The 18,483-nt window shown below is 63.0% G+C and carries 16 protein-coding genes; 8 read left to right on the top strand and 8 right to left on the bottom strand.

Translation table 11 applies throughout. The features are described 5' to 3' along the window. The first annotated feature begins 44 nt into the window (after positions 1–44). Positions 45–1,817 carry an AMP-binding protein gene (locus BLT09_RS23870; protein WP_091597474.1) on the top strand — a complete coding sequence of 591 codons (1,773 nt, stop codon included), beginning with the start codon at positions 45–47 and terminating at the stop codon, positions 1,815–1,817. Between the two features lie 60 nt (positions 1,818–1,877). On the opposite strand, the gene BLT09_RS23865 is transcribed toward BLT09_RS23870, so the two are convergent. From BLT09_RS23865 to BLT09_RS23845, 5 genes are all read right to left on the bottom strand, one after another. After that, complete coding sequence (locus tag BLT09_RS23865) at positions 1,878–2,402, bottom strand: hypothetical protein (protein ID WP_091597472.1); 525 nt, start codon at positions 2,400–2,402, stop codon at positions 1,878–1,880. A 384-nt stretch (positions 2,403–2,786) separates the two neighbouring features. Further along, entirely contained in the window at positions 2,787–4,208 is a 1,422-nt protein-coding gene (locus tag BLT09_RS23860; protein WP_091597469.1) for a TRAP transporter large permease, read from the bottom strand. Further along, complete coding sequence (locus BLT09_RS23855) at positions 4,205–4,852, bottom strand: TRAP transporter small permease subunit (protein ID WP_091597467.1); 648 nt, start codon at positions 4,850–4,852, stop codon at positions 4,205–4,207. Before BLT09_RS23855 ends, BLT09_RS23860 begins: the two co-directional genes overlap by 4 nt. A gap of 70 nt (positions 4,853–4,922) precedes the next feature. Next, positions 4,923–6,053 carry a TRAP transporter substrate-binding protein gene (locus tag BLT09_RS23850; RefSeq protein WP_091597465.1) on the bottom strand — a complete coding sequence of 377 codons (1,131 nt, stop codon included), beginning with the start codon at positions 6,051–6,053 and terminating at the stop codon, positions 4,923–4,925. 242 nt (positions 6,054–6,295) lie between these two features. Beyond that, the gene (locus BLT09_RS23845; protein ID WP_091597462.1) at positions 6,296–7,204 is read right to left on the bottom strand and encodes a hydrogen peroxide-inducible genes activator; all 909 of its coding nucleotides are present in this window, start codon (positions 7,202–7,204) and stop codon (positions 6,296–6,298) included. Between the two features lie 137 nt (positions 7,205–7,341). Between BLT09_RS23845 and katG the strand changes: the two genes are divergently transcribed. After that, complete coding sequence (katG, locus tag BLT09_RS23840; protein ID WP_091597459.1) at positions 7,342–9,543, top strand: catalase/peroxidase HPI; 2,202 nt, start codon at positions 7,342–7,344, stop codon at positions 9,541–9,543. 72 nt (positions 9,544–9,615) lie between these two features. Here katG and BLT09_RS23835 read toward each other — a convergent pair whose 3' ends face one another. Continuing rightward, complete coding sequence (locus BLT09_RS23835) at positions 9,616–10,293, bottom strand: MIP/aquaporin family protein (RefSeq protein WP_091597456.1); 678 nt, start codon at positions 10,291–10,293, stop codon at positions 9,616–9,618. A 288-nt stretch (positions 10,294–10,581) separates the two neighbouring features. Between BLT09_RS23835 and BLT09_RS23830 the strand changes: the two genes are divergently transcribed. The 4 genes from BLT09_RS23830 to guaA all read left to right on the top strand — a co-directional run bounded on the left by BLT09_RS23830 (position 10,582) and on the right by guaA (position 14,772). Continuing rightward, positions 10,582–11,871, top strand: a complete 1,290-nt coding sequence (locus tag BLT09_RS23830; RefSeq protein WP_091597453.1) for an RsmB/NOP family class I SAM-dependent RNA methyltransferase — start codon at positions 10,582–10,584, stop codon at positions 11,869–11,871. A gap of 96 nt (positions 11,872–11,967) precedes the next feature. After that, positions 11,968–12,426 (top strand): PaaI family thioesterase, encoded by a 459-nt coding sequence (locus BLT09_RS23825; RefSeq protein WP_023800372.1) that lies wholly within the window; start codon positions 11,968–11,970, stop codon positions 12,424–12,426. 4 nt (positions 12,427–12,430) lie between these two features. Then, complete coding sequence (locus BLT09_RS23820; RefSeq protein ID WP_091597450.1) at positions 12,431–13,093, top strand: 5'-methylthioadenosine/S-adenosylhomocysteine nucleosidase; 663 nt, start codon at positions 12,431–12,433, stop codon at positions 13,091–13,093. 56 nt (positions 13,094–13,149) lie between these two features. Then, positions 13,150–14,772, top strand: a complete 1,623-nt coding sequence (gene guaA / locus BLT09_RS23815; protein ID WP_236473657.1) for a glutamine-hydrolyzing GMP synthase — start codon at positions 13,150–13,152, stop codon at positions 14,770–14,772. 442 nt (positions 14,773–15,214) lie between these two features. On the opposite strand, the gene BLT09_RS23810 is transcribed toward guaA, so the two are convergent. Further along, positions 15,215–16,108 carry a LysR family transcriptional regulator gene (locus BLT09_RS23810; protein WP_091597447.1) on the bottom strand — a complete coding sequence of 298 codons (894 nt, stop codon included), beginning with the start codon at positions 16,106–16,108 and terminating at the stop codon, positions 15,215–15,217. 227 nt (positions 16,109–16,335) lie between these two features. Between BLT09_RS23810 and BLT09_RS23805 the strand changes: the two genes are divergently transcribed. Further along, complete coding sequence (locus BLT09_RS23805; protein WP_091597444.1) at positions 16,336–17,070, top strand: SDR family NAD(P)-dependent oxidoreductase; 735 nt, start codon at positions 16,336–16,338, stop codon at positions 17,068–17,070. A gap of 74 nt (positions 17,071–17,144) precedes the next feature. Beyond that, positions 17,145–17,744: an NADPH-dependent F420 reductase gene (locus BLT09_RS23800; protein ID WP_091597441.1), complete on the top strand. Its 600-nt coding sequence runs from the start codon at positions 17,145–17,147 to the stop codon at positions 17,742–17,744. Between the two features lie 132 nt (positions 17,745–17,876). Here BLT09_RS23800 and BLT09_RS23795 read toward each other — a convergent pair whose 3' ends face one another. Beyond that, a complete protein-coding gene (locus tag BLT09_RS23795; RefSeq protein WP_091597438.1) occupies positions 17,877–18,464 on the bottom strand; it encodes a TetR/AcrR family transcriptional regulator in 588 nt (195 codons plus the stop codon). Positions 18,465–18,483: the final 19 nt, after the last annotated feature.

The raw sequence follows: 18,483 nt of genomic DNA, 5'->3' as shown, positions 1-18,483 counted from the left end.
CCCGGCAGGCTGATAGACTCGGGTCGCCTGCGGAGGAGACGGCGATGCCGATCAATCTCGACGAGTTGAAGAATGCCACCAACCTGCGCGGCCGCCGCCCGAGCAATGGGGCCACGTTTGTCGCGCCGGTCGACGGCAGGGCGCATGTGTCGGGCGAGCGCACCGTGCCGCTGCTGCAGCAAACGATCCCGGCGCTGCTTTCGGACACCGTCGGCAAATACGGCACGCTCGATGCCGCCGTCTTCGTCGACCAGGACAAGCGCTTCACCTGGAGCGAACTTTCAGACACGGTGGACGCGCTGGCCGCAGGCTTCCTGGCTCTCGGCCTGGCAAAAGGCGACCGCGTCGGCATCTGGTCGCCGAACCGCTGGGAGTGGCTGGTGACGCAATTCGCCACCGCCCGCATCGGCCTGATCCTGGTCAACATCAACCCGGCTTATCGGCTGGCCGAACTCGACTATGCGCTGAACAAGGTCGCTTGCCGAGCGCTGGTCACGGCCGTCAAATTCAAGAGCTCCGACTATCTCGGCATGATCGAGACGCTGGCGCCGGAGATCGCGACGGCGACACCGGGCGAGCTCGATGCGAAAAAATTGCCGGCGCTAAAAATCGTCATCCGCATGGGCGAGGAGCATTCGCCCGGCATGCTCAATTTCACCGACGTGCTGGCGATGGGCGGGCGCGACGAGCATGATAGCCTCGACCGGATCTCCGAGGGGCTGAAGCCCGGCGATGCCATCAACATCCAGTTCACCTCAGGCACGACAGGCGCGCCCAAGGGCGCGACGCTGACCCACAACAACATCGTCAACAACGGCAATTTCGTCACCTCGGCGATCAGGCTCACCGTCGACGACCGGCTGTGCATCCCGGTGCCGCTCTATCACTGCTTCGGCATGTCGATGGGCACGATCGGCTGCGTCACCAAGGGCGCGACGATGGTTTTCCCGGGCGAGGGGTTTGATGCCGGCGCCACGCTGAGAGCGGTGGCGGGCGAGCGCTGCACCGGCCTCTATGGCGTGCCGACCATGTTCGTCGGCCTGCTCGACCATCCGGATTTCGACACCTTCGATCTCACCAGCCTGCGCACCGGCATCATGGCCGGCTCGCCGTGCCCGATCGAGGTGATGAAGAAGGTGGTGTCGCTGATGCACATGGCGGAGGTGACAATCGCCTATGGCATGACCGAGACCAGCCCGGTGTCGTTCCAGAGCAGCGTCGACGACCCGCTGGAAAAGCGCGTCTCGACCGTCGGCCGCGTCCACCCGCATGTCGAGGTCAAGGCGATCGATGCCGATGGCGCCATCGTTGCGGTCGGCGCGCCGGGCGAACTCTGCACGCGCGGCTATTCGGTGATGAAGGGCTATTGGGACGACGAGGAAAAAACCCGCGAGGCGATCGATCCCGACGGCTGGATGCACACCGGCGACCTCGCCACCATCGACGCCGAGGGTTATTGCAACATCGTCGGCCGGGTCAAGGATATGGTCATCCGCGGCGGCGAGAACGTCTATCCGCGCGAGGTCGAGGAATTTCTCTACCGCCACCCCAAGGTCAGGGAAGTGCAGGTGTTCGGCATCCCCGATCCGAAATTTGGCGAGGAGCTTTGTGCCTGGATCGTGCTCAAGCCGGGCCAGACCGCCACCGACCAGGAGATCAAGGCCTTCTGCGCCGGCCAGATCGCCCATTACAAGATCCCGCGCCACATCCGCTTCCGCACCGAATTGCCGATGACCGTGACCGGCAAGCCGCAGAAGTTTCTCATGCGCGAGGCGATGGTTGACGAACTCGGCCTGGTGACGCCGAAGACGGCTTGAAGCGAGGTGTGAGCACTCTTTCCGCTTCAATCCGACTGTGCCAGCTCGGTGCTGGCAAGGCTAAACCGCCGGTCCTTCGAGCCCGCTTCTCTCGTGCGACTTCCACAGGTACCAGCCGAGGACGGTACCGAAGAAGAATGTGTGGGCAATGAACTGCACGACCGGGCTTGCTTGCAGGAACCAGGGGAATGCGATCGGCGCGATCACATAGAAATTGACGAGCCACAAGGCGAGGCCAAAGATGCTGCCGAGACCGATGAAGGCTGCTCGCCCTCGCAGCATTGCGGCAATCTCCCCGAACACGATCCCATAGGCGATGGCCAGGATCAAATGTACGACCACGCCGGCGATGCTGGCCGTCAAGAGCGGGTAGCCGGGATCGAGGGCTTCCGCTCCAAGCGCGATGGCGCCGATCATGCGCAGGGGCATGAAGAACGCTTCCGCCCCCATCATGAACGCACTCGCCGCCATTTCGAACGCCGCAAAGACGATGCCTGCGACAATGCCCGCGACGGCCCCCTGCTGGAGTCCCCATCGGATGTCGCGTGGCGTCATCGGCGTATGGATATAATCACGGTAAGCCATAACACTGCTCCCTGTTCTGGACGCAGGTTCTTCCGCAAATGCCGGGAACGCGTCTGCGGTTCCGGGCGTCCGGTACAATTCACGAGGATTTGATTGAATTGATGTTTGTCAGGCCGAGCGGACGGTTCGGCTCATTGCCCGCATCGACGCTGCAGCCTTGCAGCTTTCCCGCGACCGCCCAAAGCCCGGCTGTTACCTCGCGCGAGACCTCAACTGGCTCCATAGATCGTAGCCCGCAAGGAGGACGCCGATGCCGACCGCAACGCCTAGATCGGGATGCGGGACGAACCGGATTACGACGCCGAAAAACGCCAGAAAGACTACAAACGCCAGGACGGCCAGGAAGCGGCTCAAATTCATCTGTTGTCCTCCATTCGCCCGTCCTTAGCCCCCGTAGATCATGTTGGGCAGCCCGTACACGATCTGCGGGAAGACGTAGATAATGACCATGCACAGGATAACGATCAGCATATAGGGCATCATTCCGCGGAAAATATCCGAAAGCTGAACATGCGGCGGCGAAATGCCCTTGAGGTAGTAGGCCGACATCGCCATGGGCGGCGACAAAAAGGCCGTCTGAAGGTTGACTGCGACGAGCACGCCGAAAAACAGCGGATCGATCTCGAAATGCGCCAATAGCGGCAGGAAGATCGGAACGAAGATCACGATAATCTCCGTCCATTCCAGCGGCCAGCCCAGGATGAAGATGATGATCTGGGCGACGATCAGAAACATCAGCGGCGACATGTCGAGGCCGGTGACGAAATCGCTGATCAGTTGCTGGCCTCCCAGATAGGCAAAGACTGAGGCGAAGGTCGCGGAGCCGACGAACAGCCAGCACACCATCGCGGTCGTGCGCGCCGTCAAATAGACGGACTCCTTCAGGCGTTGCCACGTCAGCGCCCGGTAGGCGGCGGCCAGCACGACGCCGCCGAGCGCGCCGATGGCGGCAGCCTCCGAGGGCGTGGCGAGGCCGAAGAGGATGGCGCCGAGCACCGCGAGGATCAGGGCCGCCAGAGGGACGAAAGAAGTCAGCAGCATCCAGCTGATTTGCAGGACCGAATAGTGCCCTACCTCGTCTCGGGTCGGCTTCGGCGCCACCTGCGGCTGCAGCACCGCCATCGTCACCACATAAATCAGATAAAGGCCGGCAAGCAGCAGTCCTGGAAGCAGGGCTGCCGCATACATACGAACTACCGACACACCCGCCGTCGCGCCATAGACGATGAGCAGAATCGACGGCGGAATGAGGATGCCGAGGGTTCCGCCCGCGCAGATCACTCCCGAGGCATAGCTGACGTCGTAACGCGCCTTCAGCATGGCGGGAAACGCCAGCAGGCCCATCAGTGTCACGACCGCGCCGACAATACCTGTGGCCGTTGCGAAAAGCGTGCAAGTGATGAGGGCGGCGACCGCCATGGAGCCAGGAACGTGCCGGGTGGCGATATAGAGGGTGCCGAAAAGACGCTCGATGATATTGGCCCGCTCGACGATGTAGCCCATGAACAGGAACAGCGGGATGGCGGTCAGCACGTCGTTCGAGATCACGGAATAGGTCTGGTTCACGAACAGATCGAAAATGCGGTTGTTGAAGAAGCCGCCGACCCAATGCTCCGCAAGCGTCCAGCCGTCGGCACCATCCTCAACCGCCCGTTCGTAGGCGCGCCACATCCGCCCCGGATTTAAATAAGCGTAGTAGCCAAAGGCGACCCCGAGCGCCATCAAAGTGAACGCAACCGGGAAGCCAAGGAAGATCGCCAGAAGCAGAATGAGCAGCATCGCGACGGCGACCTGAGGATCGCTCATCTGTCTTCTCCGTCGCGGTCGGGTTGATCGTCGGGGTGGAGGAATGGGAGGTCGACTGCTTCTGAACCGTGATGCAGAACATCGAGCGTCTTGGCTTCCATCAGCACCTTCTCGGTCTCTTCCACGTCTTCGGCCGCGCGCGGCCATGTTCCGGTTCGCAGACAGACGACGCAGCGGAACACCTGGGCAATCCCCTGCACGAAGAGCAGGATGCCTGCCGCCACGATGACGGCCTTGAACTGGAAGATCGGAATCCCGGCCGGACTGTTCGAGCTTACCTCGAGATAGCGGAAGCTGCGCGCGGCATACTTCCAGCCGGCCAGAATCAGCGCTGTGACGCCTGGAAAGAAGAAGATGATGTAGAGGACAAGTTCGACCGCCGCTTGCACGCGCGGCCTCCACAGACGGTAGATGAAATCGCCCCGCACATGCCCGTCCCGCGACAAGGTGTAGGCGCCGGCCATCATGAACATGGTGCCGTAGAGCATGTAGCTGAGGTCGAATGCCCACGCGGTTGGCGCGCTGAACAGGTATCGCACGACAACTTCATAGCTCACGCCGAGCGTCATGACGACGACGCTCCAGGCGAACACCTTTCCAAACCATGCCGAAAGTTCATCGGCGAATGCAATGTAGCGGAGCATGTGCAGGGTTCCGTCAGGTGCAATCCGGCGGCCCGCAAGACCGCCGGATTTGCCAAAGCGGAGGCGCGAATTAGAGCTTCAGCTTGCCGGGGAAATGATGTTCGTAGGCCAGTGTCAGGTCGGCTGAATTCATAAGCTCGTAGTAGACGACGCGTTCGACCCATTGGCGCTGGCTGTCGAGCACCCGCTTCATGAACTCATCCGCCTCCAGCGTCGGGATGATCTTGTCCCAAGCCTCAAGTTGTGCGTCGAGAATCTCCTTCGAGGTGCGGTGCACGGTGACACCGTGCTCGGTCTGCAGCTTCTGCAGGTCGGCCGAATAGTTGTCGAGGGCGAGCGCGGTGTTCGCGGTGCTGGCCGCCTCCACGCCATATTCGAGAATGGCCTTCAAATCATCGTCGAGGTCGTCGAACACGTCTTTGTTGAACAGGAATTCGAACGACTCGCTCGCCTGATGGTAGGATGACAAGGTGTAGTGCTTGGCGACGTCCTGCGAACCGAAGCGAAGGTCGGATGACGGATTGTTGAATTCGAAGGCGTCGATAACCCCGCGCTCCATAGCCGGCACGATTTCACCGCCGGGCAGCTGCGCCACGCTGAGGCCAAGGTTCTGCATGAGATCGGCGGCAAGACCGACCGTCCGATACTTGAATCCCTGCAGTTCAGCGGTGGTCGTGACAGGCTTCTTAAACCAGCCGAACGGCTGCGCCGGCATCGGGAAGCCATAGAAGCCGACGACGTTGAGGCCCATGATCTCCTGCGTCAGCTCGCGGTAGAGATCCTTGCCGCCGCCCTGGTGGAACCAGGCGAGCATGGTGGTGGCGCTGCCGCCAAACACAGGGCCAGTTCCGAAAAGCGACGCGGCCTTGTGCTTGCCGTACCAGTAGACGGGGACGGTATGCGCGGCGTCGATGACGCCGTCATTGACGCCATCCAGCACCTGGAACGCGCCCACGACCGCACCCGCGGGCAGGAGCTCGAACTTCAGCCGGCCGCCGGACATCTTTTCGACGCGCTCTATGTATTGCCGCGCGAAATCCATCCAGATGTCCGAAGCAGGCCAGGAGGTCTGCATCTTGATAGTGACCGGCGACTGCGCCAGTACGGCCGGGGCCGAGAGCGTCGTCGCTGCAGCCGCACCGGCGGTGATGGCTGTGGACTTTTCCAGGAACCCGCGACGCGAGATTTTCTTGTCGGACATTTACTCCTCCCATGTTGTAAACGCTTCTGCCACAACCAGAATATGCGAACTCGCCCCTTGCGCAACCAGTTTCGCTGCCGGTGACATCGGCATCGGGCTTCGGTCTGGCACAAGCGCCAATATGTTTCCGCATTCGACGATTTTTTAGTCGACGCTTATCCTTGTTCTGGCCTACATAACGAATGTAGGACTGCTGCGCGGCATGCCAAGGCGGTCGGACCCTCTGGCCGACATCCCCACCCTCACGCCGCCAGCACCGCCTCGTCCAGGGCGCGAATGATCTTGGCCAGTTCGACGCATTCGTCATGCCGGACCTTGTTGCGCCGCCAGGCGAGGCAGATCGTGCGCTGCGGCATCGGTTCCTGGAACGGCACGATCTTCAAATCGCGCATGGCGCTGGCCGGCCCTGCCGCCATTTCCGGGATAAGCGTGACGCCGAGCCCGTGCGCCACCATCTGCAGCAGCGTCGTCAGGCTGGTCGCGCCATAGCTCGCCATTGCCACCGGCCGCACGCTGCCGCAGACGGCAAGCGCCTGTTCACGCAGGCAGTGGCCTTCCTCCAGCAGCATCAGCCTTTCCAATGCCGGGCTTTCCGGCGGCACCGGCGGCGAGGCGAAGGCGGGATCGCCGGCCGGCACGGCAAGGAAGAACCGGTCGGAGAAAAGCGGCTCGGTGATCAGTCCGGGCTGATCGAGGGGAAGGGCCGCAATGAAGGCGTCGAGCTTTCCCAGGGCGGTGTCCTCGACCAGCGAGGCGGTCACCGCTTCACGCAATTCGAGCTGCAAGGCCGGGAAATGCCGTTTTAGTTCCGGCAGCACATGCGGCAGCAGATAGGGCGCCACCGTCGGGATGATGCCGAGCCGGAAGCGTCCTTCCATGGCGGGGCGGCCGCGCCGGGCCGTGGTCTCGATCTCGCGGATGTCGGCAAGAATGCGCTCGATACGTGGCAGCATAGCCAGTGCCTCGTCGGTCATCCGAACCGATTTGCCGCCGCGCTCGAACAGCCGGCAGTTGAGCCGCAGCTCCATCTCGGCGATCTGCGACGACAGCGCCGGCTGGCTGACGCCGGCGAGCTTCGCGGCGCGGCCGAAATGCAGCGTCTGCGCCAGTGCCTCGAAATATTGCATTTGCCGGACGGTGAGACCAATCATAAGGAAAACCTATTGCAACAAACAGGAAAGGCAATTTGTTTTTATCGGCAATGCGGCCTAGTCTGGAACCGTTCCAGAATGGCGTGGCTCAAGGCCCGTCCGGAAAATCAACAAAAATCAACAAATCGGAGAGAACGATGGACGCAAAGACCGATGACAACAGCGCCGGCAAATGCCCGGTCGCGCATGGGTCGGCCGGCAGGACCAACCGTGACTGGTGGCCAAACCAGCTTGACCTTGCCGTTCTCCACCAGCAGTCGAGCGTCTCGGACCCGATGGGCGAGGACTTCGACTACGCCAAGGAGTTCAAGAGCCTCGATCTCGATGCGGTGATCAAGGACCTGCACCAGGTGATGACCGATTCGCAGGATTGGTGGCCGGCCGATTTCGGCCATTACGGCCCGCTCTTCATCCGCATGGCCTGGCACAGCGCCGGCACCTATCGCATCGGCGATGGCCGTGGCGGCGCCGGCGCCGGCCAGCAGCGTTTCGCGCCGCTCAACAGCTGGCCGGACAACGCCAATCTCGACAAGGCACGCCGGCTGCTGTGGCCGATCAAGCAGAAATACGGCAGGAAGATCTCCTGGGCCGACCTGTTGATCCTCACCGGCAACGTCGCGCTGGAATCGATGGGCTTCAAGACGTTCGGCTTCGCTGGCGGGCGCGCCGATGTCTGGGAGCCCGAGCAGGACGTGGATTGGGGGTCGGAAACCAAGTGGCTCGGCGACGAGCGCTATTCCGGCGACCGCGAACTTCGGGGCCATCTCGGCGCCGTGCAGATGGGGCTGATCTACGTCAACCCGGAAGGGCCGAATGGCAAGCCCGATCCGTTGGCCTCGGCACGCGACATCCGTGAAACCTTCGCACGCATGGCCATGAACGACGAGGAAACCGTGGCGCTCATCGCCGGCGGTCACACCTTCGGCAAGACCCACGGCGCCGGCGATGCATCGCTGGTGGGGGCGGAGCCGGAAGGCGCCGGCATCGAGGCGCAGGGCCTCGGCTGGTCGAGCAAGCATGCCACCGGCATTGCCGGCGACGCCATCACCTCGGGCCTCGAGGTGACCTGGACCACGACGCCGACCAAGTGGAGCAACAACTTCTTCGATAATCTGTTCAACTACGAATGGGAACTGACCAAGAGCCCGGCCGGCGCCCATCAGTGGACGCCGAAGGGCGGCGCCGGTGCAGGCTCCGTGCCGGACGCGCACAATCCGTCGAAGCGCCGCGCGCCGGCGATGCTGACCACCGACCTCGCCCTGCGGGTCGACCCGGCCTATGAGAAGATCTCGCGGCGTTTCCATGAGAATCCGGATCACTTCGCCGATGCCTTCGCTCGCGCCTGGTTCAAGCTGACCCATCGCGACATGGGTCCGGTTGTCCGCTATCTCGGCCCGCTCGTGCCGAAGGAAGAGCTGATCTGGCAGGACCCTGTCCCGGCCATCGATCACGAACTGATCAGCGAGCAGGACATCGCCTCGCTGAAGGCGAAGATCCTGGCCTCTGGCCTGTCTGTTTCCGAACTGGTCTCGACCGCCTGGGCCTCGGCCTCGACTTTCCGCGGCTCCGACAAGCGCGGCGGCGCCAACGGCGCACGCATCCGCCTGGCGCCGCAGAAGGACTGGGACGTCAATCAGCCGACCGAACTGTCGAAGGTGCTTGCGCAGCTCGAAGGCGTCCAGAGCGAGTTCAACGCCGGGCAGACAGGCGACAAGAAGGTCTCGCTTGCCGACCTGATCGTTCTCGGCGGCGTCGCCGCGGTCGAGAAGGCAGCGAAGGACGGCGGCCATGACGTGGAGGTGCCTTTCACGCCAGGCCGCATGGACGCCTCGCAGGAACAGACGGATGTCCAGTCCTTCGCCGCGCTCGAGCCAAAAGTCGATGGCTTCCGCAATTATGTCCGGGGCAAGCAGCCGATGTCGGTCGAAGCGATGCTGGTCGATCGGGCGCAGCTGCTGACCTTGACGGCGCCGGAGATGACGGTGCTCGTCGGCGGGTTGCGGGTGCTCGGCGCCAACACCGGCAAGTCGAAGCACGGGGTGTTCACCGACAGGCCGGGCACGTTGACCAACGATTTCTTCGTCAACCTGCTCAGCATGGACACGGTCTGGGATCCGGCCGCCGGCTCCGATGAAGTCTACGAAGCGCGCGACCGCAAGACCAAGGCGGTCAAGTGGACCGGCACCCGCGCAGATCTGATCTTCGGCTCGCACGCGCAGTTGCGTGCGCTTGCCGAGGTCTACGGGTCGGCGGACGCCGGGCAGAAGTTCGTTAGGGATTTCGTCGCTGCCTGGACCAAGGTGATGAACGCCGACCGCTTCGATCTTGCCCGATCCTGAGGCGGCAAGTGATTCTCTAACAAAAAAGCGCGGGCCTTGACCCGCGCCTTTTTGTATTGAAGCCTTGGAAAATCAGTCCTTCTCGAAGATACGAGTCTTGGCGACCACGCCGGCGATGGCGCCGCCGATCAGCGGTGCGACGATGAACAGCCAGAGCTGGCCGATCGCCGCACTTCCCGAAAACAGCGCCGGGCCGATCGAGCGGGCCGGATTGAGCGATGTGCCGGTCACCGGAATGATGGCGAAGTGCAGTCCCGCCAGCGTCAGGCCGATGACGAGGCCAGCAAAGGCCGTCGCGTGGCTGCCGCTGGTGACGCCGAGGATGACCGTGACAAAGGTGAAGGTTCCGATCAGTTCCCACAGGAACGCCGAGCTGACACCCCATTTCGTCGCATCCCAGCCATTGGCGCCGAAGCCGCCGGTATGGCCGCCGACCTGCCCGGAGACGATGATCCACAGCGCCAGCGACGCAATGATGGCGCCGATGACCTGCGCGATCCAGTAGGGGATGACGTCCTTGGCCTCCATTCGGCCGGCGAGGAACACGCCGAGCGTCACCGCCGGGTTGAGATGTGCACCCGAGATCGGGCCGATCGCATAAGCCGCCGCAATCAGGCCGATGCCGAATGCCAGACCGATGCCTTCTTGGCCGAGCGGCAGCGCGCCGCCGAAGCCGCCCGTCACCACCGAAGCCGTGCCGATGAACACCAGTAGAAATGTGCCTAGAACTTCCGCCGTATAAGTCTTCATTGCCCTCTCCTTGTAATTTCCCGCCGATCCGCTTGCAATTCTTGGCGAATCACGCAGCGGAAGACTATCGCAACTTCAAAAGTTTGAAAGCATAGCAATGCGAGAGTCGCTGATATCAAGAAAGCTGCGTTTGATCTGGCGTTCTCACGGGGAGAGGGTCAGGGTGAGGGGCAGCGCAAACCTGAAGCGACTGCCCTCTGCCTCCAGGACTTTCCCCGCTTGTGTGCGCCGGTCGCGCGCTTTAGAGCAGGACCCCGGAATTGATTTGCTGAGTAACGGAATAACAAGATGCGACTGGGCGGACGGCTGGCAGCAGCCATTGAAGTGCTGGAGGATATCGGCCGGCGGCACCGGCCGGTCGCCGATGCGCTGAAGGATTGGGGCCTGTCGCACCGCTTCGCCGGCGGCGGCGATCGCGCCGCGATCGGCAACATCGTCTATGACGCGCTGCGGCGAAAGCGCTCGGCCGGCTGGCTGTTGGGCGAAGATACGCCGCGCGCCATCGGTTTTGGCGCGCTGCTGCTCGAATGGAACCAGACGGCGCAGTCGTTGAACGAAGCGCTCGACGGTGACAAGTTTGCGCCGCCGCCGTTGAACGACGATGAACTGAAGGCCATCGCTGACCGCCAGGTAAACGATGCGCCGCCGGCGGTGCGCGCCGATATTCCGGATTGGTGCGAACCGTTTTTCGAGCAGGCCTTCGGCGTCAGCTGGGTCGATGAAGGTGCGGCGCTGGCGACCCGCCCGCCGCTCGACCTTAGGGTCAACACGCTGAAGGCCGATCGCAACAAGGTGCTCGCCGAACTGGCCGAGACCGGCGCCAGGGCTGCACGAATTGCGCCGCACGGCATCCGCATCCCGCCGATCGCGGGCGACGGCAGGCACCCGAACGTGCAGGCCGAACCGGCCTTCCAGAAAGGCTGGTTCGAGGTTCAGGACGAAGGCTCGCAGATTGCCACCACGCTGGCTGGCGCCGAGGCCGGGATGCAGGTTCTCGACTTTTGTGCCGGAGCCGGCGGCAAGACGCTGGCCCTGTCGGCGGCGATGGACAATCGCGGCCAGGTGTTTGCCCATGATTCCGAAAAAGCGCGGCTGGCGCCGATCTTCGACCGCATCCGCCGCTCGGAAAACCGCAACGTCCAAATCGTCACCAAGCCGACGGAACTCAGCCCCCTCGCGGGCCACATGGACATCGTCGTGGTCGACGCGCCCTGCACCGGCAGCGGCACCTGGCGGCGCCGGCCCGATGCCAAATGGCGGCTGACGCAGAAGCAGCTCGATGCGCGCAAGGGCGAGCAATCGGCGATCCTCGATGTCGCCAAGACCTTCGTCAAACCGGGCGGGCTGCTGGTCTACATCACCTGCTCGGTGTTCGACGAGGAGAATGGCGAGCAGGTCGCTGTCTTCAGGGATCGTAACAGCGGCTTTGTCCCGGTCGATCATCGCCAGCTCTGGGACAGCCGCTTTCCGGGCCACGAGGCGGCCGCACGCATCGGCGCAGCAGGCGGCATTGCGTTGTCGCCGGCGTTGAGCGGTACCGATGGGTTTTATGTCTGCGCACTGCGCAAGGGTGGCTGAACCTTGCCGGCGGGCTGATTGCTGCAGTGCAGCAATAGCGATTGCCTGCCGCTCATACCTCTGCAATAAGCTTTTCTGACAGGAGCGTGACAAGCTATGGCAGCAGAGATCGTACCCGCCCCCAATTATGAGGATCGTGTCAGGACATCCTTCGCGCGCCAGAACGCCATGATGACGATCGGCGCCGAGCTGACGTTGGTGACGCCGGGCATCATCGAGATCGAGATGCCCTATTCAGCGGCGCTGACTCAGCAGCATGGCTTCCTCCATGCCGGCGTCATTTCGACGGCGCTGGACTCGGCCTGCGGCTATGCCGCGTTCTCGCTGATGCCGGAAAGCTCCAGTGTGCTGACCATCGAATTCAAGGTCAATCTGCTGGCGCCGGGCCGGGGCGAGCGTTTTCTGTTCCGCGGCTCGGTGACCAAGCCCGGCCGCACCATCATCGTCGCCGACGGCCAGGCCTATGCCTTCGCCGTCGACGGCGAGGCCAAGCTGATCGCCACCATGACTGGAACGATGATGACGGTGGTCGGGCGCGATGGCATTGAAGGCTGATCCGATGCGCAAGGCCGTCAGAATTGCCGGCAGGGACGTTCTTTTCGTGATGGCGGCGCAGGCCGAATACGGGCCGCATCTGCAGCGGCTGTTCACGCCTGTCATGACAGGGGTGGGGCCGGTCGAAGCGGGTGTCAGGCTGGGCGCGGAACTGTCATGGCTCAAATCTGAAAAGGCGCTGCCGGATCTCGTCGTCTCGCTCGGTTCGGCCGGCAGCCGGACACTGGAACAGACGGAAATCTACCAGGCCGTTTCGGTCGCCTACCGCGACATCGACGCCTCGCCATTGGGCTTCGAGAAGGGCGCGACGCCGTTTCTCGACCTGCCGGTGACGGTGCCGCTGCCGTTCAGGATTCCCGGCATAAGGGAGGCGACGCTGTCGACCGGCGCGGCGATCATCTCCGGCAGCGCCTATGATGCGATTGGCGAGGACATGGTCGATATGGAGACCTTCGCCTGCCTGCGTGCCTGCCAATTGTTCGGCGTGCCGCTCGTCGGCCTGCGCGGCATTTCCGACGGGGCTGCCGATCTCAGGCATGTCGGCGACTGGAAGGAGTATCTCCATGTCATCGACGAGAGGTTGGCGGACGCGGTGACGCGGCTGGAACAGGCGATTGGCTCCGGTGCGCTGCAATTTGGACCATCCCGTGACGCGGAAACGGAGTGAGGGAGACGCCTTCGCAACCCATTGCGCCGACTCGTTTCTTTCTCTAAACGCTCGCCATGAAGATAGCCAATCGTCCCGACACCGTCCTCCCAGACACCGTCCTGCCAGACACCGTCCTCCCAGACACCGTCCTGCCAGACACCGTCCTGATTGTCGATTTCGGCAGCCAGTTCACGCAGCTCATCGCCAGGCGCATCCGCGAGGCCGGCGTCTTTTCCGAGATCGTGCCGTTCCAGTCGGCCGAAGCGGCGTTCAGGCGCATCAATCCGAAGGCGGTGATCCTCTCCGGCGGCCCGGCCTCGACCGGCGACATCGGCAGCCCGCGCGCGCCGCAGATTGTCTTCGACGCCGGCGTGCCGGTGCTCGGCATCTGCTATGGCCAGATGGCCATGTGCGTGCAGATGGGCGGCATCGCCGAAAGCTCCGACCATCGCGAATTCGGCCGTGCCTTCGTCGAGATCCAGAAGGACAGCCCGCTGTTCGAGGGCCTGTGGGCGCCCGGTCAGCGCCATCAGGTGTGGATGAGCCATGGCGACCGCGTCATCTCGCTGCCCAAGGGATTCGAGGTGTTCGGCAAATCGGAAGGCTCGCCCTTCGCCATCTTCGGCAATGTCGAGCGCAAGATGTACGGCATCATGTTCCACCCCGAAGTGGTGCACACGCCTGACGGCGCCCGGCTGCTGCAAAACTTCGTCCACAAGATCGCCGGCATCGAAGGCGACTGGACGATGCGCGCCTACCGCGAGCACGCGGTCGAGACGATCCGCAAGCAGGTCGGCAAGGGCAAGGTCATCTGCGCGCTTTCGGGCGGCGTCGATTCCTCGGTCGCAGCACTCCTGATCCACGAGGCGGTCGGCGACCAGCTCACCTGCATCCTTGTCGACCACGGGCTGATGCGCAAGGACGAGGCATCAGGCGTGGTGGAGATGTTTCGCCAGCACTACAATCTGCCGCTCATCCTGGTCGACGCCTCGGACCGCTTTATCGGCGCGCTCGAGGGCGAGTCGGATCCGGAAAAGAAGCGCAAGACCATTGGCCGGCTGTTCATCGAGGTGTTCGAGGAAGAGGCCGAGAAACTCGGCGGCGCCGATTTCCTGGCGCAGGGCACGCTCTATCCCGACGTCATCGAAAGCGTCTCCTTCACCGGCGGCCCGTCGGTGACGATCAAGTCGCACCACAATGTCGGCGGCCTGCCCGAGCGCATGAACATGCAACTGGTCGAGCCGCTGCGCGAACTGTTCAAGGACGAGGTTAGGGTGCTCGGCAAGGAGCTCGGCCTGCCCGACAGCTTCGTCGGCCGGCACCCGTTTCCCGGACCCGGTCTTGCCATCCGCTGCCCGGGCGGCATCACCCGCGAAAAGCTGGAGATCCTGCGCGAGGCCGATGCCATCTATCTCGACGAGATCCGCAAGGCCGGCCTCTATGACGCCATCTGGCAGGCCTTCGCCGTGCTGCTGCCGGTGCAGACCGTCGGCGTCATGGGCGACGGCCGCACCTATGAATTCGTCTGCGCGCTGCGCGCCGTCACCTCGGTCGACGGCATGACGGCGGATTTCTACCACTACGACATGGCGTTCCTCGGCGCCGCCGCCACCCGCATCATCAACGAGGTGCGCGGCATCAACCGCGTCGTCTACGACGTGACGAGCAAGCCGCCGGGCACAATCGAGTGGGAGTGAAGGATAAAAACGGCGGCAATAGCGTAGTTTCGGCGGTGGTTTTCGCCTCCGCTTAATTGCCGCTCCTCCCGTCCGTCTTTCACTTCCATTGAATTCGCCTACTCCATTTCTTTCCTACAGGATCGATCTGCGCCCGCTTCAAGATGGTTGTAAAGCCGCTTCCATTGGCGGGAGTGCTCTGGCGTAGAATAGCGTGCACAAAGGCGGGTCTGCTTCGAGCCCCATTGTCGTCGGTCAGGAGTGTGCACGGCGTCCCGAAACCGGCCGTTCCGCATGCGGCCTGAGAAGCGGTACACTCACGTTTTCAGCTTGGACTTTGCAGCCATTCCCGCTTGCACCGTTGTACGTCAGTTTGCGACAGAAGCCGACATTCCCGCATTTACCCCCATTCTTCCCCTAAACAAGCAAGACCCGGCAAGCGTCGCCGGCGATCTACTGCGCGTCAGTCGCGCGATATGGACAGCCCCGCTAAAAGTGGGGCGTAGGCGGCGAGTCTGCGGGATACGAACTCGGTGAGGAGCCGCAGGCGCTTCGTCTTGCGTGTCTCCCCCTGAGTGAGAACCCAGATCGGTCCATACAGGTGTAGGTTGGTACCTGGCACCCTCTCCAATAAGGAATCGGTATCTCCGACGAAACACGGGAGCGTCGTGATGCCTATACCTTGCCGGACCGCCGCGATCTGCGCTTCGAAATCCATAGTCCGGAACGGAGTCCCAGTCGTGCGAAGTTCTCCCTCGCGGGTCCAGTCCGGTACTCCATGACCGCTTATGGCGATCCACCTGGGATCCGGCCCGCCCGCCTGCCACTCGGCTAGTCGATCGCCGGACATGTAGAAGCCGCCGAACAGCTCCGGCCCCTTCAGGCCGTGAAGATTGGGCGGCAGGGCTTCGCGGTCGTAGACGACGCGGATCGCCACGTCGGCCTCTCGGTTGGTCAGGTTTGCCAGCTCGCCGGACGACAAGATTTCCATCTCGATGCCCGGATGCAGGCGTACGAAATCCGCGAAGTCCGGCATGAGCAGGTGTGCTGCGAGGGGCGCCGGCAGCGTCACCCGCAGAAGCCCGCGCACGCTTTGATCGCGCCCCAAGACGCGCGTTTCCAGCTGGTGCGACGACGCTTGCATCTGGTCCGCGAACTCGAGGACCTCCTCGCCCGCAGCTGTTAAGCGGTAGCCCGAAGGCAGCTTTTCGAACATCTGCGCCCCGAGGCGGTCCTCGAGCTGGGCGATGCGTCGCAGCACGGTCGCGTGGTTCACTCCGAGACGTTTGGCGGCGGCCCGCACTGAGCCCCCTTGCGCGGCGGCGAGAAAGTAGCGAACGTCATCCCAGTCGATCATGGTGCATCCCCGCGCCGCGCAGTGCGGCTTCCGGGCTCATTCTAGCATACAAAGCCGGGGTTTACGCGAGCATCGCGGCGTATGATCATCGATATGGATCGTTTTCGCACCACCGATGTGTGCGACTGCTCACTGTCTGGCTGACTTCGGCAGGGCCATGTTGAACTTGTCGGGAAGACCTCCCGTACAGCCAAAGACCCGAGATAGCGAAACGAAGGATACACGATATGACCAGATTGAATGGAAAGACCGCCGTGATCACCGGTGGCGCCACCGGCATCGGCCTCGCCGCTGCAAAGCGCTTCATCGAGGAGGGCGCTTTCGTCTTCATTTTCGGCCGTCGGCAGGATGCGCTCGACGCCGCCCTCGTCGAGCTCGGGGCCAATGCCCGCGCGGTGCAGGGCTCGGTCTCCGATGAGGCCGATCTCGACAAGCTTTACGCGGCGGTGAAGACCGAGCGCGGAACCCTCGACGTCATCTTCGCCAACGCCGGGATGGGAAGCCTGCTTCCGCTCGGCAAGCTCACCGCCGAGCACATTGACGAAACCTTCAACACCAATGTGAAGGGTACGATCTTCACGGTCCAGAAGGCGCTGCCGCTGATGGGCGAGGGCGGTTCGATCATCCTGACGGGATCGAGCGCGGGCACCACGGGCGCCCCCGCATTCAGCGTCTATAGCGCGAGCAAGGCGGCCGTGCGCAACCTCGCGCGGACCTGGGCGGAGGACCTGAAAGGCACCGGCATCCGGGTCAACGTGCTGTCGCCCGGGGCGACGGCGACCGAACTCGCGAAGGCAGCGATAGGCGAGGAGGGCTTGAAGGTCTTCGCCTCGATGAATCCGCTTCAGCGCATGGCCGATCCGGCGGAGATCGGGGCGGCGGCTGCCTTTCTCGCGTCGCCCGACAGCAGCTTCATGACCGCCAGCGAACTCGCCGTCGATGGCGGCCTCGCGCAAATCTGACGCGCTACGCCCTACGGCGCTCCATTCGATTGTTCGAAGCGTCGTAGGGCTCGGTAAAACAAAGGGAAATAAACATGAGCTACGCAATTATCGGCTTCGGCAATATCGGCCAGGCCTTGGCCAAGGCGTTTGCCCGCAAGGGCATCGACGTATCCGTGGCAACCACGCGCGACCCGGAAAGCTTTGCAGCCGATGCGGCCGCGATCGGGCCTACGATCATCCCCAAGACGCTGGCGGAGGCAGTCAAAGCGGACATCATCTTTTTGGCGGTTCGTTTCGAGGCGCACCCGGATGTCGCGAACGCGCTGCCCACCTGGCAGGGGAAGAGCATCGTCGATGCGACCAATGCCTATGGCGTACCTCCTGAGGAACTGGGAGGACAGCCGTCTTCCAAGTTCATTGAGCAGGCCTTCTCAGGTGCAAAACTGGTCAAGGGTTTCAACCATTTGATCTCTGCCATCCTTGACCAGGATCCGGCCGTAAAGGGCGGCAGGAGAGTCGTATTCCTGGCGAGCGATGATGAAGACGCCGCGGCGCAGATTGGTACGCTCGCGGAAAATCTCGGCTTCGCGCCGATCAAGCTAGGTGGGCTTTCCGAAGGCGGCCTGCTCGTGCAGGCGCGCGGGAACAGCTGGGGCCGGCTGATCTTCAAGGACCTGGTCAAGTTCGACTGATGAACATGACGTCCCACCGGCAGGGACACGATGCACGCATCGGATCGAGCATGATCCGATGCGTGCGGCCGAGGTGACGCCTGGAAGCAAAGGATGAAGTGCTCCGCCTCTCGTCAGCAGTATGATGAATACTTAGTTTTGACGGTCGAGCGCAGCAGAAGCCGATCCGGTCGACGGGTTCGCCAGGATGGCGCCCGTAATGATGCGAAAGAGATGATCGGCCCGCGGCGCGAATGAGGGTTGGTCGACCGCCCATCCGAGTGCCGTCATCAGGGCGAACAGGTCATCCCCATTCATGTCGGGCCGCGCCGCGCCTTCGGCCTGTGCACGGAGCAGCAGTCGCGCGCTCGCCGAGTGCACCGCAGCGCATGAAGCATAAAGAGCGGAGTCCGGGTTCGTGTGGGCGGCGGCCATCATGGCGACGACGCCCCTATAGCTTTGGGCGAACACCAACCATTCCTGGAACCAGGAGATGAGCGCCTCGTCGGGTGAGTTCGACGTTTCGAGTTCATCTGCCTTCTGAGTCAGTGCGTCCAGATTCGTACACAGCAGCGCGTCGAACAGGGCTTCTCGCGTCGGGAAATGACGAAGCAGCGTGGCTAACCCGACCTCGGCTCGACGGGCGATATCGCGCATCGATGCGTCGGCGCCGTGCTGGGTGACAACCTCACGCGCGACCGCAAGGATGTGGCTGTAATTTTTTTTGGCGTCGGCTCGCATAGGTCACCTTGACAATCGG

Origin of the sequence: Mesorhizobium muleiense (assembly GCF_900099905.1) — a bacterium.
In the GTDB taxonomy this organism is placed as follows: Bacteria; Pseudomonadota; Alphaproteobacteria; order Rhizobiales; family Rhizobiaceae; genus Mesorhizobium; species Mesorhizobium muleiense.
This window is presented reverse-complemented; position numbering and strand designations above follow the sequence as displayed.